Origin of the sequence: Desulfitobacterium nosdiversum (assembly GCF_049860565.1) — a bacterium.
Lineage (GTDB): Bacteria > Bacillota > Desulfitobacteriia > Desulfitobacteriales > Desulfitobacteriaceae > Desulfitobacterium_A > Desulfitobacterium_A nosdiversum.
In genome coordinates this window covers 2,375,707-2,388,326 of sequence record NZ_CP172056.1, presented here as the reverse complement: position 1 = coordinate 2,388,326, position 12,620 = coordinate 2,375,707, and the positions used below count along the sequence as shown (strand labels likewise).

Annotated in this window: 16 protein-coding genes; 7 read left to right on the top strand and 9 right to left on the bottom strand. The window is 41.3% G+C overall.

The window, feature by feature from the left end:
* Positions 1-7: 7 nt before the first annotated feature.
* Complete coding sequence (locus ACHOLT_RS11545; protein ID WP_425800757.1) at positions 8-325, top strand: YmaF family protein; 318 nt, start codon at positions 8-10, stop codon at positions 323-325.
* Here ACHOLT_RS11545 and ACHOLT_RS11540 read toward each other — a convergent pair.
* Both ACHOLT_RS11540 and ACHOLT_RS11535 read right to left on the bottom strand, forming a co-directional pair.
* Positions 318-1,022 (bottom strand): YetF domain-containing protein, encoded by a 705-nt coding sequence (locus tag ACHOLT_RS11540; RefSeq protein WP_425800756.1) that lies wholly within the window; start codon positions 1,020-1,022, stop codon positions 318-320. The genes ACHOLT_RS11545 and ACHOLT_RS11540 overlap by 8 nt on opposite strands.
* A gap of 57 nt (positions 1,023-1,079) precedes the next feature.
* Positions 1,080-1,949, bottom strand: a complete 870-nt coding sequence (locus tag ACHOLT_RS11535) for an SDR family oxidoreductase (protein ID WP_425800755.1) — start codon at positions 1,947-1,949, stop codon at positions 1,080-1,082.
* Between the two features lie 290 nt (positions 1,950-2,239).
* Between ACHOLT_RS11535 and ACHOLT_RS11530 the strand changes: the two genes are divergently transcribed.
* Positions 2,240-2,911, top strand: a complete 672-nt coding sequence (locus tag ACHOLT_RS11530; protein WP_425800753.1) for a hypothetical protein — start codon at positions 2,240-2,242, stop codon at positions 2,909-2,911.
* A gap of 190 nt (positions 2,912-3,101) precedes the next feature.
* On the opposite strand, the gene ACHOLT_RS11525 is transcribed toward ACHOLT_RS11530, so the two are convergent.
* Both ACHOLT_RS11525 and ACHOLT_RS11520 read right to left on the bottom strand, forming a co-directional pair.
* Positions 3,102-3,542, bottom strand: coding sequence for a YkvA family protein (locus ACHOLT_RS11525; protein WP_425800751.1), 441 nt, complete (start codon positions 3,540-3,542; stop codon positions 3,102-3,104).
* 115 nt (positions 3,543-3,657) lie between these two features.
* The gene (locus tag ACHOLT_RS11520) at positions 3,658-4,212 is read right to left on the bottom strand and encodes a flavin reductase family protein (protein WP_425808030.1); all 555 of its coding nucleotides are present in this window, start codon (positions 4,210-4,212) and stop codon (positions 3,658-3,660) included.
* A 172-nt stretch (positions 4,213-4,384) separates the two neighbouring features.
* Between ACHOLT_RS11520 and trhA the strand changes: the two genes are divergently transcribed.
* Both trhA and ACHOLT_RS11510 read left to right on the top strand, forming a co-directional pair.
* Complete coding sequence (gene trhA / locus ACHOLT_RS11515) at positions 4,385-5,044, top strand: PAQR family membrane homeostasis protein TrhA (protein WP_425800749.1); 660 nt, start codon at positions 4,385-4,387, stop codon at positions 5,042-5,044.
* Positions 5,045-5,105: 61 nt separating this feature from the next.
* A complete protein-coding gene (locus ACHOLT_RS11510) occupies positions 5,106-6,959 on the top strand; it encodes a divergent polysaccharide deacetylase family protein (RefSeq protein ID WP_425800747.1) in 1,854 nt (617 codons plus the stop codon).
* 100 nt (positions 6,960-7,059) lie between these two features.
* Here the strand turns inward: ACHOLT_RS11510 and ACHOLT_RS11505 are convergent, their stop codons facing one another.
* Positions 7,060-8,643 carry a peptide chain release factor 3 gene (locus tag ACHOLT_RS11505; RefSeq protein WP_425808028.1) on the bottom strand — a complete coding sequence of 528 codons (1,584 nt, stop codon included), beginning with the start codon at positions 8,641-8,643 and terminating at the stop codon, positions 7,060-7,062.
* Between the two features lie 220 nt (positions 8,644-8,863).
* On the opposite strand from ACHOLT_RS11505, the gene ACHOLT_RS11500 reads away from it, so the two are divergent.
* Both ACHOLT_RS11500 and ACHOLT_RS11495 read left to right on the top strand, forming a co-directional pair.
* The gene (locus ACHOLT_RS11500) at positions 8,864-9,322 is read left to right on the top strand and encodes a YbjN domain-containing protein (protein ID WP_425808026.1); all 459 of its coding nucleotides are present in this window, start codon (positions 8,864-8,866) and stop codon (positions 9,320-9,322) included.
* Positions 9,323-9,492: 170 nt separating this feature from the next.
* On the top strand, positions 9,493-9,699 hold the full coding sequence (locus ACHOLT_RS11495) for a small, acid-soluble spore protein, alpha/beta type (protein WP_425800745.1): 207 nt from the start codon (positions 9,493-9,495) through the stop codon (positions 9,697-9,699).
* Between the two features lie 127 nt (positions 9,700-9,826).
* Here ACHOLT_RS11495 and ACHOLT_RS11490 read toward each other — a convergent pair whose 3' ends face one another.
* Entirely contained in the window at positions 9,827-10,027 is a 201-nt protein-coding gene (locus ACHOLT_RS11490) for a hypothetical protein (RefSeq protein ID WP_425800743.1), read from the bottom strand.
* 55 nt (positions 10,028-10,082) lie between these two features.
* The gene (locus ACHOLT_RS11485; RefSeq protein ID WP_425800741.1) at positions 10,083-10,838 is read right to left on the bottom strand and encodes a hypothetical protein; all 756 of its coding nucleotides are present in this window, start codon (positions 10,836-10,838) and stop codon (positions 10,083-10,085) included.
* A 55-nt stretch (positions 10,839-10,893) separates the two neighbouring features.
* Here ACHOLT_RS11485 and ACHOLT_RS11480 point away from each other — a divergent pair, with 55 nt between their 5' ends.
* Positions 10,894-11,064, top strand: a complete 171-nt coding sequence (locus ACHOLT_RS11480) for a hypothetical protein (protein ID WP_425800739.1) — start codon at positions 10,894-10,896, stop codon at positions 11,062-11,064.
* 38 nt (positions 11,065-11,102) lie between these two features.
* Here the strand turns inward: ACHOLT_RS11480 and ACHOLT_RS11475 are convergent, their stop codons facing one another.
* Positions 11,103-11,861: an ABC transporter permease gene (locus tag ACHOLT_RS11475; RefSeq protein ID WP_425800737.1), complete on the bottom strand. Its 759-nt coding sequence runs from the start codon at positions 11,859-11,861 to the stop codon at positions 11,103-11,105.
* Positions 11,858-12,613, bottom strand: coding sequence for an ABC transporter ATP-binding protein (locus tag ACHOLT_RS11470; protein ID WP_425800735.1), 756 nt, complete (start codon positions 12,611-12,613; stop codon positions 11,858-11,860). The genes ACHOLT_RS11475 and ACHOLT_RS11470 overlap by 4 nt, the downstream gene beginning before the upstream one ends.
* Positions 12,614-12,620: the final 7 nt, after the last annotated feature.

Here is a 12,620-nt window from a genome sequence, read left to right as displayed (position 1 = left end):
TCGAAATATGAATTACTCTTCTTTTGTTCCAAAGCACAATCATGGCAGCGTAACTCATACTTCATGTGATCAGGGACATAGTCATCAGTGTCTCGATATCACAGGTCCGCCTGTCCCTACAGCTGATGGCAGTCATGTTCATGCCTCCGAAAGTTGGGTTATGTTTGAACATGGACACACGCACTATTATAAAGCGATGTCCGGACCTGCTCTGCCTCTTCCAAATGGCTATCATGTTCACGATTGGAACTTCTATACCACTGTCGATGATGGACATCGTCATCATATCATCGGACCCGATATGCCAGCTCCAGGTATTAATTAGATATTTGACCATCTTCCCAGTCCGTTCTCAAATCAAAATAAAGTTTTCCGCTTTCATCAACTTGCGCAAGGAACACCTCCGATATATTTTGGATGTGTTCCTTCTTCATTTGGCTATTAAGCCAACTCCTCGTCAACCCGATTTTCCGCAAATTATCGCTGAGAACTTTACCATCTGCGATAATGTCTATGAGCAAGCCCTTGTATTGCGTTTTAATTTTTAAAGTATCCGCCGTAAGCTCTTTAAAAGGAGGCATAAGCATAACGGACAATTTACCGTCTGCTTCTAAAATAGCATACTCAATCTCCTGCACGCGAAATGCATCTTTTTCCCTTAGCTTTTGAAGCAGAAGATCAACTGACATTTTCATCCGCCGGAGATTATCTTCTAATATTTTGCCATGGGCAATGAGCAAGGTGGGATGTCCTTCAAATACCCCGCGCAGCGTCCGTGATTTTAGAGAAACATACCCAATTCCAAACGCTAAAAGGAAATAGCCAATCATAGAAAGGATAAAAGGCATTGGATTTTCATTAATATTCGTCGCAAGATCGGAGGCCATTTCGCCGATAGCAAAAGCTGTAGCGATGTTAGTTATGGTTAATTCTCCAAATTGTTTTTTACCTAAAAGCCGAAGTGTTAACCAAAGGATGCTAAACGATAAAATAATTCTCAGCAACATATTGAAGTATTGCATATGATCACAATCCCTTTTAACGGATTATTCATCCTCTAACATATAAACTCATAATACTTAGCTGTTAATAATGGTTCCGCCATTGACATGCAAGATTTGTCCTGACATATAGGAAGAGTCCTGACTGGCTAGGAAAACATAGGCAGGAGCAAGCTCCTTGGGTTGTCCCGCACGCCCCATCGGTGTCGTACTTCCAAAAGTCGCTACTTGCTCAGCCGGAAACGAAGCTGGAATCAAGGGCGTCCAGATCGGACCGGGAGCTACCCCGTTCACGCGAATTCCCTTTTTCACCAAAGACTCGGATAAAGAACGGGTAAAGGAAACGACTGCACCCTTGCTTGAAGAATAATCGATCAGCAGCTCATCGCCTTTATAGGCTGTAATTGATGCGGTATTGATGATACTTGCTCCAGCCTGAAGATGAGGCAAGGCAAAACGTATCAAATAAAAATAGGAAAACACATTTGTTTTAAACGTTTTTTCCAGCTGAGCGGCAGTGATATCGGCTATATTCGATTGTATATGCTGTTCTGCAGCATTATTTACAAGAATATCCAGGCGGTTAAACGTTTTTATTACATTGTCGATAACATCCTGACAAAAGTTCTCATTCCCAATATCTCCTGCAATACTTAAACAGCGTCGGCCAATGGCTTCGATTCGTACGCTGGTTTCTTGTGCATCACTTTGTTCGTTCAGATAAACGATAGCAATATCTGCTCCTTCTTTGGCAAAAGCAAGCGCTACAGCTCGGCCGATTCCGCTGTCCCCGCCTGTGATAAGGGCAATTTTCCCCTTCAATTTACCGCTTCCCACATAATTGGGATCGTCATAATCCGGCCTGGGATTCATATGTGCTTCTATACCCGGCTGCTGACCCTGATGCTGGGGCGGGAACACTGGCTTTGGCATTTTTGTTTGACTCACATTTCATCCCTCCGACAATTTAGTGTGGACAAGTTAGACCAGATCATGCATTTCCCTTTAAAAACCTTGATCCGAATAAAGAAAAACGCTGCTTTGAGCAAAAATACTCGAAAACAGCGTTTCTGACTTCGTCACTGATATAATGAGATTTTCCTTCGTCATCTTTATTTTGATTACTCTGGTAATCATAATTTGTTATTTGATTTAATAAAGGAAAATTAAGTATATATATCACAATAAAGTAAAATTAAAGAAATTAATATTATCTTCCGATTAAAATAGTATAGAGTGTGCCCAATGATAGTTACAAACTAGGGTATTTTAATGAGGCAGGTGCTATTGTGAAAATTAATAACTTTTCTTCTGGTATATCGGTTCCAAATAAGAATAACTATGCGCAAGAGAATTCTCAAATTCAAACGAGTAAGAGTCAATCGAGCAATAGTCAATTTGAACTATCAAAAATGGACCAGATTCTTTCCCCTAATGTTCCAAGCATTGCTGACCCAAAAACAAACAGTCTCAATATTCAACCAGGTGAGATCAAAAATATCGGGAAGGTTGATGGTTTTCCATTAAATATCAGTTTTGATTCCTATGGTATGAATACGAGTTTTGCAATACCGATTAACATCAATGATCCTGTTGATTGTGATCGAACTAAGTTAGCTGTCCTACTAATGAATAAATATACACCAGCTCAGCAAGACAAAGCGAGTTTAATTGAAGGTAGATTTAAACTTCTGTATTCAGCAGCTAATGGTGATATGTCTGTCGATCAATATAATCAAACTAATTCAGAACAATACATTTCCACGTATATTTCAACGTCAGAATTATTAACATCCCTTGGTATTGACACGTCAAAACCATTTGCATTTAACGGAAAGAGTTTTTCCTTAGATACTGGTGGTAATCTTCATGCACTATTACCAACGAATCAGCTTAATATCACACAATAGATAATAAAACGGCTGCCATTGAATTATGGCAGCTTTTCATAACTATTTCGGAATTACTTCCAGATCGGAGGATTACAATCAAATCAGAAGACCGAATTCAATTTCCAATCGTTTTTTAAGTTTAATCGCTACATCACTATTCGTCGTATCCTCTGCGACCTCAAATTCTTATTCTACCCTGCCGTTCCCTCTAATCTTGGGATAACTGATCAAGCTCCAACATCTCAGAGTTTTCCTCAAAACCAGAAGTCAGGCTTTCCTTCCATGCCTTATACTTCTCGAGTTCCTGAGAAACTTGATTGACAACAAAACCAATCACCGTGACATCATCGAGCAACCCCGTAAGCGGGATAAAATCCGGAACCATGTCCACAGGCGTAACTAAGTAAAGAAGAGCTGCAACCAAGAGAATGATCGTGCGTTTGGGAATATCCCGGTAAGATCCATCTTTCCAATCGCGCACGACATCAATCAAGAGAAGTACATTTTTCCAAGCATCTTTTAACTCCTTTTTTTTCATCCCTTTGCGCAAAGCAAGATTGATAATCCTGCCCAGTTTGTTTTTATCGCTAATTGAGTTAGCTGCTTGCTTTTGAAACCATTGGAGCCCTTTTTCCCCTAGCTTGTCCATCTTATAAAGAAACTCCCTTCAAATTGGTCTTTTTAGCCTAAGCTTAAACAGGCTTAAAGTACCCGCTTAAGCTTGTTTTTTTCTTATTACACTTCTGAATTTGATTACGAATTTTTTAGGAATGTTTCTTAGATATCCCCATCGTACCCAGTTTGTCAGATACTGCGTAATATTCACCTAAGCAATACGCGTACGTATCAATTTTGGTTACGTCTGGCCGTCCTTTTTCATCAAGAACGTTTTCGTTATAATGAACAGCTAAAACGTCTGCTATAAAAACGTCATGACTTTCTAAATTCAGCACTTGACGAACCTTGCATTCAAGATTGACTGGACATTCCGCGATTAAGGGAGCTTGAACATGGGTTGACGGAACTGAGGTTAAACCTGAAGCTTCAAATTTATCGACTTTACGTCCGGAAATGAGGCCGCAATAATCCACGACATTGATTTGATCTTTAGATGGGATATTGATAACATATTCTCCCGATGCCTTGATCAATTCATGGGAATAACGAATAGGATTAACCCCGATATAAACAACTGGCGGATTTGAATTCATAACTCCAGTCCAAGCAATTGTAATAATATTCGGTTTGCTGTTTCCTGATTGTGACGTAACCAGAATTGTCGGCAAGGGAAATAAACCTGTCATAGGCTTGTGAATCACTTTTTTCAAAATAATCTCTCCTTCGATCATCTCTTACTCCATTTTAACGCAAATCCTCTTTGAATATTACCGAATTTACAACATATTATATCTATTTGATTTTATGCTGAGAGAAGATTAAAATTTAATCAGAATCTCTGACAAATTTAGGTATGAAAACGAGGAGGGTATCATGAAAAATCGACATTGGATAAAGGAACCTATGAATACATTAACTCATTTTATCCCCTTTATTGCGGCCTGGTTTGGTCTCGTTTCGTTAATTATCCTCTCTCAGGGCAGCCTTTCAAAGGTTATCACGATGAGCATTTATGGTTTAAGCGTTATCGCCTTGTATGGGGCAAGCTCGCTTTACCATGCAATACAGACAACTCCGCGCAAAGAGCTGACTTTGCGCAAGATTGATCATATGATGATCTATTTTCTCATTGCCGGCTCCTATACCCCAGTCTTTTATTACGGCTTAAATGGAGCTTGGCGCTGGGTTATGCTCCTGTCCGTTTGGATTCTGGCATTGATTGGGGTTATTCTAAAAATCTGGTTTATGAATGCTCCACGCTATGTATCCACTGCTTTCTATGTCACTCTCGGATGGATCGCCCTTGTTCCAATCGTTCAGCTTATTCATAATCTTCCACTCGGGGCCCTCATTCTCATGGTTTGCGGGGGAGTGATGTATACTGTCGGTGCAGTGATTTATGCCGCTAAGATTTTTACCCTTCCCCGTATTCATTTAGGATTTCATGAAATCTTCCATATTTTTATTGCCGCAGGAACGCTTATCCATTTTCTCATGATTCTCATCTATTTTGTACCCATGCCCATTCATTAAGTATGAACGATAGCCCTTGCTCATATCTTGTAATAAGAATTTGAGTAAGGGAGGAAAAGGGATGACCCGACGGCCGATAATCCTTCTGTTTCATAAATCCGGGTTAGCCCTGTTATTATTTGGCTTGCTTCTCCTTTCCGGAGGCGGCTGGTATGCCCTTTCCGCCCTCTCTTCCCCTAACCTCCAAAATAAAGTCATCGTTGTTGATCCTGGTCATGGCGGTCAAGATCCAGGAGCGCAATTTGGGGGTATTCAAGAAAAAAATATTAATCTGGCTATTGCAATCCGGCTGCGGGATGTTTTGGCAGCAAAAGGATGTAAGGTTATTTTAACTCGGGAGGTGGACAAAGATTTCTTCCTCCCCAATTTTGTGCTTGGCCGCATGGCAAAACGCGCTGAACTCAGTCAGCGCATTAAAATGGCAAGCATCAATCAGGCGGATTTATTTATCAGCCTTCATGCCAACAGTTTTCCGGGCGGGAATTCCTATGGCATGGAAACGTATTACCAGGTTAAATCCCTGGCCGGCAAAGAATTAGCGGAGTTCATTCAGACAGAACTCAAGAAGATTCAAACCGATAATAAGCGTATCGCTAAATCCGGAGATTATTACCTTCTGAATCAGACACAAATACCTGCCGTCATCGTTGAAGTCGGTTTTCTCTCCAACCCAAGAGAACGAAAACTTTTGCAGGATCTCAACTACCAGGATCGGATTGCAGCAGCCATCGCTTCAGGAATTGAAGGCTATTTCCATAAATATCCTCACGGAATCCCCGATACCTTACCCGCAGATGAGAAAACGGTCCTCAGTCCTGCGCCTGTCGGTTCCTCCTCTTTTAAACTCTATTATCCCGCTTTGAATTCGGATGAACTTAAAACCGAAGAACGGCCTGTCGGTCCAGCCTGGGCTAAACTTGATACTCAGGGCAAGCTGCAAATCATTTTGAACGAATTTCTAAAAGGCCCCCGGGCAAGTCAAGAATACTTTCCTGTACAAACTCCCCAACTTCTGAATTTCAAACTCATTCATGGAATTTTAACTTTAAATTTTTCTGACAGCTTGCGTCGAGGTTTTTCAGGAGGCGCTGCTGAAGAAGAAATGGCCATTAAAGCTCTTGTTTGGTCAACAACTCAGTTAGGAAATATCTCAGGAGTTAAAATTCAGATCGATGGTCAAAGCGAAGAATCCATTGGCGGTCACATTCCTCTAGACCAAACCTTTACCGCTCAAGTTCCTCGCGGAAAAATAGCCCTTGTCATTGATGATTTTGGAATCAATAACCCGGGAACAGCCGAAATGCTTGAACTCAACATCCCTCTAACAGCTGCCGTCATGCCTAATCTCATGTTTTCCAAGCAGGAATCCGAACTCATCCATCAGAAAGGATATGAAATAATCCTCCACATGCCGATGGAGCCCAAAAGCGGAGACCCAGCCTGGCTCGGACCGGGAGCACTTACAATACAGCAATCTATGGACACCCTCCAGCAAAATCTAAGCCATGCTCTTGAATCCGTTCCCTATGCCGTTGGAATAAGCAATCATATGGGATCAAAAGCAACTGAGAATGCTCAAGTGATTAAATCCATTGTCGAAGTCGCTAAAGCCCGTCAACTCGTTGTCTTGGACAGCAAAACGAGTGAATCCTCAAAATTATATAAAGAAGCTGCGCTGGCTGGGCTCCCTGCTGGCCTTCGTGATGTTTTTCTCGATAATTCCAATGACTTAGCCGCTGTTAAACGACAGCTTCGTACCTTGATCGACCTGGCTAAGAAAAACGGCAAAGCCATCGGTATCGGCCATGTCGGCCCACAAGGTCCGACAACTGCCCGTGCCATCCGCGAGATGATACCTGAAATTCAAAAAGAAGGGATACAGATTGTTCCTTTAGACGAACTTTTAAATAATTAAAATCACCCTATAAAAAAGTCTCGCATCAACTCAATGCGAGACTTTTGCTCTATTACTTTAACTTAAAACAACTACTATTTTCCTTACGAAATAGTTTTTATTACTCTTGAGGAAGCGCAGGCTGAGTTAAGAATTCAATCGAATAGCGTTCACTCATCCAATTGGCCTTCCACTTATCCAGAAGAAGAACAGCATAGTTTTCATCCTGATCCAAGACGACCATGCTCATGCTTGACTCTTTAAGAATCTGGATCTTTTGTTCGTCCTTGGAAATCCAGCGAACGATCTCATACGGTAAATGATTAATCTCAACATTTACTCCATACTCATCGCGCAGGCGATATTCCAACACTTCAAACTGGAGTTGTCCGACTACGCCAATGACTGGGGCCTCAACTCCAATGTTTAGATCGCGAAAAACATGAATCGCGCCCTCTTCTTGAAGCTCTTGAATTCCCTTGATAAACTGTTTCCGTTTTAACGCATTTTTAATACTGATCCGCGCGAAATTTTCGGGACTGAAGAAAGGCATGGCTTCAAATTCTAAACCATCTTTTTCAGCTAAAACGTCTCCAATTCTAAGAATCCCATTATCATGAACGCCGATGATATCGCCGGCGTATGCTTCATCAATAATCGTCCGTTCCTGAGCAAAAAGCTGAGTTGGCTGTGCCAGCCTGAGTTTACGATGCGACCTGGTATGAATGACGTTCATGCCGCGCTCATATTTTCCAGTACAAATTCGGATAAAGGCAATTCGGTCTCTATGCATGGCATTCATATTGGCTTGAATTTTGAACACAAATCCGGAAAACTGAGGGCTTACTGGATCCAATTCACCTTGGTTAGAGTTTCGCGGTTCAGGTCCGGGGGCTAGTTTTAAAAAGCTATCTAAAAAGTTTGGAACTCCGAAATTATTAAGCGCACTTCCAAAGAAGACTGGGGTAACCTCTCCCTTTTTTACCCTTTCGAGATCAAACTCATTTCCTGCCATATCAAGCAACTCAATATCTTCCCGTAAATGATGTAAGAGTTCTTCTCCAATTCCAGCCTGAACTTCAGCATCTTCCAAAAGACCAGATTGAGGAGCTTTCGAATTTTCATAATGATTTCCACCGGCATAACGATCGACGAAACCCGTTTTTCGATCGTAAATTCCTTTAAAATCCGAACCCATTCCGATAGGCCAGTTCATGGCATACGCTTCAATTCCCAGAACTTTTTCGACCTCGTCCATTAAATCAATTGGATTTTTTCCTTCCCGGTCAAGTTTATTAATAAACGTGAAAATCGGGATTCCACGCTTTTTACACACTTCAAATAATTTAATGGTCTGTGCTTCGACCCCTTTAGCCACATCAATCAACATGACCGCGCTATCCGCTGCGGTTAAGGTACGATATGTGTCTTCACTGAAATCCTGGTGACCCGGCGTGTCTAAAATATTAATGACATATCCCTTATAATTGAATTGCATCGCACTTGAGGTAATCGAAATTCCCCGCTGACGTTCCAGTTCCATCCAGTCAGAGGTCGCATAGCGCTGGGTTTTTCGAGCTTTTACATTACCCGCCAAATGAATGGCTCCCCCAAAAAGAAGCAGCTTTTCCGTTAACGTGGTTTTCCCAGCGTCAGGGTGCGAAATAATCGCGAACGTCTTGCGTGATTGAATTTCCTCTTTCATTGTTAAACTCACAGCTATCGAAACTCCTTATATAGATATCAAGTTATTCATAGACTTTTATTATATCATGTTAACGGATTATTGCGAATCCCTCTGATTTGGTAATAGGAGTAATAATTGTTATTATTTTTTGTTTATTTGGAACCCTTCATTGCAGGAATACTCCTCCTTTATGTGGAAACAAAAAGATAAGATTGAGCAGCCGAAAGGATGTTGTGAGATGACTTTATTTCAAGTTTTCTATAAAACACTGACTGAAAATGGCTGGGAATTTGATTATGATGACAAGAACGAGATTTTTCGTTTAGAAATTCGAGGAGTTAACTCCGATTTTTATTGCTTTATCATCGTTGATGAAGAGCAGGAATCTCTGCTATGTAATACGCATATCAAGAAAAAGGTTCCCTTCCCTAAGCGGCTCGAAATCTGTAACTTTATGAATCGTGTCAATTATGAACTCGCGAATGGCAATTTTGAAATGGATATGGATGACGGTGAACTCCGTTTTCGAACTTACCTCGATTTAGCAAATACAGAACCTTCCGATGAACAAATTGTGAATCTCATTTGGAATGGCTGTCAAAGCTTCGATACTTACTATCCTGGCATATTAAAAATTCTTCAAGAAGAATTTTCAGCGGAAGAGGCAATGGAAATGTGTTCTCAGGAAGACGCTTAATTCAAATGACTTTTCTCATGTATTATATCTCCTGCTGTTCTTTCCTCTATTATCCAGTATTGGATATCTCTTCGCTGGGACGCAACAATTTCCTTGAGTAAAGAAAACGGTTTAGCAGATAATAGGAATGTCCCAAATATCTAATACACAATTACAAGGAGGAAACCATCATGGCAGGAGAAAGAAACACTAATCAACCCGCAGTTCAAGGCGCAGAACAAGGCTTGGATCAATTCAAGTATGAAATTGCTAACGAGTTGGGCGTTCAACTCGGCGGAGACCGCACAAGCCGTGAAAATGGTTCTGTTGGTGGTCAAATGACCAAACGCATGATCCAATACGCTGAACAACATCTTAAAAGTGGTAATCGCTTCTAATTTCTGATTCGTACATGTTGGAAGGGGTCTTAGCACCCCTTCTTTTTCTTATATCTAAAAAAACATAAAAATAACAGAGCGGTCTCCCGCTCTCACAATAACTTAATACGAATTTATGGTTTATCTTCTAGTACTTTATCGTCCCTTCTGTTTCCTCAAGAGACTTAATTTTTGAAGCTAAATGTTCTTTAACATCCTTAAGCTGATGGGGTGTAAGCTCTCCAGCATTTTCTGCAATGAACTTTTCATTTTTACGGATATTTTTGAGAGTCAGTTCTCTCTTTTGAAGATCTTCTTTCTGGGCTTTATTCCCATCATTCCGCGGCATCTCAAATCACCTCAGAAATAGTTTTCCCATGTGAAGAAAGATCATGCAAACAACATTAAAGTTCCTCATTTTGAATTTCTGCTTGAGCTTTTGGATTAAAAGGATTTGTTCGAACCGCTAGAGAATATAGGTAGGGATAATCTTCCTGCAAGTGTCTCATATAACTCAGCCACTCGAGCATTAGGAACTGGTAAGTCCGATCCATATCATGCAGCAAATGATTTCGATCCGCCTCTGGTTGATCCCTTAAATCTTTTCGATATTCAAACTCATCAGTTAAGTGAAATATTGACCATAATAAGTCCGTAAAGGCCTCATGTTCAAGGAGATTCGGATTTTCCATCAAGCGCAGGAGAAATTCTTTCTTCTCAATTAAAAAATCCCTCAGCTGCTCAAGATCCTTCGCGTTAAGTTTCCATTGTCCTTGGTAATTTTGAACGATATGACGTGCTTTAAGAAAGTCATTTTTCGTCCATTCTGCTTGAATGAGCATAGAATCCTGGATTTTTGCCAAATGCGTATCCCTCTTGATCAAAAATTTTAATAAATCAAGGCCCACTTCATGATTAAATACACCAACTACCATGTACAATTTTTTTAAAAGAGCTGTTTTTTCTCGCTCAGCCAGCAAATGATCAATGATCAAGGTAGATATAAAAATATAAATTGGCAAATAAGCTAACTGCAATAGAACATTATCGACGAGATAGTCAATTCCGTGAAATATAAGGTTATCGAGAAAATATAACACTGCAGAAAGCCCTATAAGATAAAGACCTAACTTAATTTCCCACGTTTTTAACTTAAACATCGAATCACCTCGTTAACCTAAACAACAAGATCAGCATTATGAAAGGAGCTTACCCATGAAAGTTAAAACCTTCAGCTCGCCGGACTCCCGTTTACTTGAAAGGGAAGTCAATCAATGGCTTGAAGAAAATCGTTGGCTGAAAATCATCAAAGTTACACAAAGTTCCGGACAAACTCATCTCATTTCAATTTGGTATGAAGAACCGAACGTTCCCGTGTTAGGATAAACCGTTATTTTTAAACAGGCCACTGAAGCTGATTTGCCTCAGTGGCTTTTAACGTGCTGCCAGCGGCATAATATTTTTTCCAGTCCATCAACAACCATAAATAAGCAAACCCCAAGCAAGGCCATCATAATAATCCCGGCAAACATCTCATCGGGAGCTGAACGGCTCCAGGCATCCATAATAAAATAGCCTAACCCTTCAGTCGTTGCAAAAGACTCTGCAAAGAAAAGAACCGATATAGCCGTTCCCATACTCAAGCGCAGTGCGGTCAAGACATCCGGCAAGCTTGCCGGCAACAGAACATATCTGTAAATTTGGGCACGGTTACCTCCCAGCGAACGCAAAGAAGCAATGACTTCAGACGGAACCTTCCGTGCAGCGTCTCGAGTCGTAACAAGAATTTGAAAAAAGACAATAATCCAGATCAAAAAGATCTTTGGCCGATCCCCTAAACCCAAAAGAAGTAAAATCAGCGGCAGAAAAACTATTTTAGGAATAGGGTAGATAAGGTAAACCAGAGGCGCTAAAAAACGATCAAATTTTCGTTCATACCCCATGATCAGTCCAAGCGGAAGAGCGAGAAATAAAGCAAGCAAAATAGAGACGACCACACGATAGGTACTGACCCAGAGATGATGGCTGAGCTTTACTTCGAGCAGCCGTCCTGTCGCCTCAAAGGCATCTTTCGGCGCGGGCAGCATTGGTGTCGCCAAGCGAACTGCAGCAATCTGCCACACTATTAAAACAAATACAGCTGCAGCCAGATAACCCCAGATCTCATTTCTGAATAATTTCATTCTTCCATTCCCCCTTCCAGAAGGGAGCGGACAATAGTTGTCTTTCGAAAAAATTCTTCGCTTTGACGGTATCCGGGTTCCCCGACACGCGGGTTATCAATCTCGCCTAAGAGATGGGTGGGTCTTCCCTTCGCAAGAACAAGAATCCGGCTTCCTAAAAAGACCGCCTCTTCAATGCTATGCGTCACTAAAACGCTGGTCAGCCCTTCCTCCTGCCAGATTTGAAGCAGCAGCTTTTGCAGGCGTTCACGTGTCAGCGCATCCAATGCCGAGAGAGGCTCATCCATAAGCAGTAAATCAGGCTTCAAGCTTAAAGCTCGGGCTAAGCCTACACGTTGACTTTGTCCGCCGCTGAGCTGACTGGGATAGTGGTGCTTAACCTCTTCTAAACCCATTTTTTGCAGCATCTCTTGCGTTATGTTTTTTGCCGTCTGCTTTCTCACATTTCGGACCTTTAACCCCAATTTAACATTTTGCTCCACCGTCAGCCACGGAAAAAGCCCATACTGCTGAAGAATAAAAGCCGTTTCTTGCCTCGTCCCAGTCACGCGTTGTCCGTTTATGCTGATCTCTCCACTCGTCGGCTTTAAAAGGCCCGCTAAAAGATAAAGCAATGTACTTTTTCCGCAGCCCGAAGGCCCGATCAAAATGATGCTCTCCCCTTGGGCAATTTTTAAATTGAATTGTTCGTATACTTTAACCTGACTCTGGCCTTGGTCATAAATAAGATTACAATGGGCGACCTCTATCAAAAGAACC

Bases quoted from the DNA above. Each gene is read 5' to 3' on its own strand.
- ACHOLT_RS11545 (WP_425800757.1), top strand. From the start codon at position 8: ATGAATTACTCTTCTTTTGTTCCAAAGCACAATCATGGCAGCGTAACT.
- ACHOLT_RS11510 (WP_425800747.1), top strand. From the start codon at position 5,106: ATGACCCGACGGCCGATAATCCTTCTGTTTCATAAATCCGGGTTAGCC.
- ACHOLT_RS11500 (WP_425808026.1), top strand. From the start codon at position 8,864: ATGACTTTATTTCAAGTTTTCTATAAAACACTGACTGAAAATGGCTGG.
- ACHOLT_RS11475 (WP_425800737.1), bottom strand. From the start codon at position 11,861: ATGAAATTATTCAGAAATGAGATCTGGGGTTATCTGGCTGCAGCTGTA.
- trhA (WP_425800749.1), top strand. From the start codon at position 4,385: ATGAAAAATCGACATTGGATAAAGGAACCTATGAATACATTAACTCAT.
- ACHOLT_RS11540 (WP_425800756.1), bottom strand. From the start codon at position 1,022: ATGCAATACTTCAATATGTTGCTGAGAATTATTTTATCGTTTAGCATC.
- ACHOLT_RS11480 (WP_425800739.1), top strand. From the start codon at position 10,894: ATGAAAGTTAAAACCTTCAGCTCGCCGGACTCCCGTTTACTTGAAAGG.
- ACHOLT_RS11525 (WP_425800751.1), bottom strand. From the start codon at position 3,542: ATGGACAAGCTAGGGGAAAAAGGGCTCCAATGGTTTCAAAAGCAAGCA.
- ACHOLT_RS11490 (WP_425800743.1), bottom strand. From the start codon at position 10,027: ATGCCGCGGAATGATGGGAATAAAGCCCAGAAAGAAGATCTTCAAAAG.
- ACHOLT_RS11485 (WP_425800741.1), bottom strand. From the start codon at position 10,838: ATGTTTAAGTTAAAAACGTGGGAAATTAAGTTAGGTCTTTATCTTATA.
- ACHOLT_RS11495 (WP_425800745.1), top strand. From the start codon at position 9,493: ATGGCAGGAGAAAGAAACACTAATCAACCCGCAGTTCAAGGCGCAGAA.
- ACHOLT_RS11505 (WP_425808028.1), bottom strand. From the start codon at position 8,643: ATGAAAGAGGAAATTCAATCACGCAAGACGTTCGCGATTATTTCGCAC.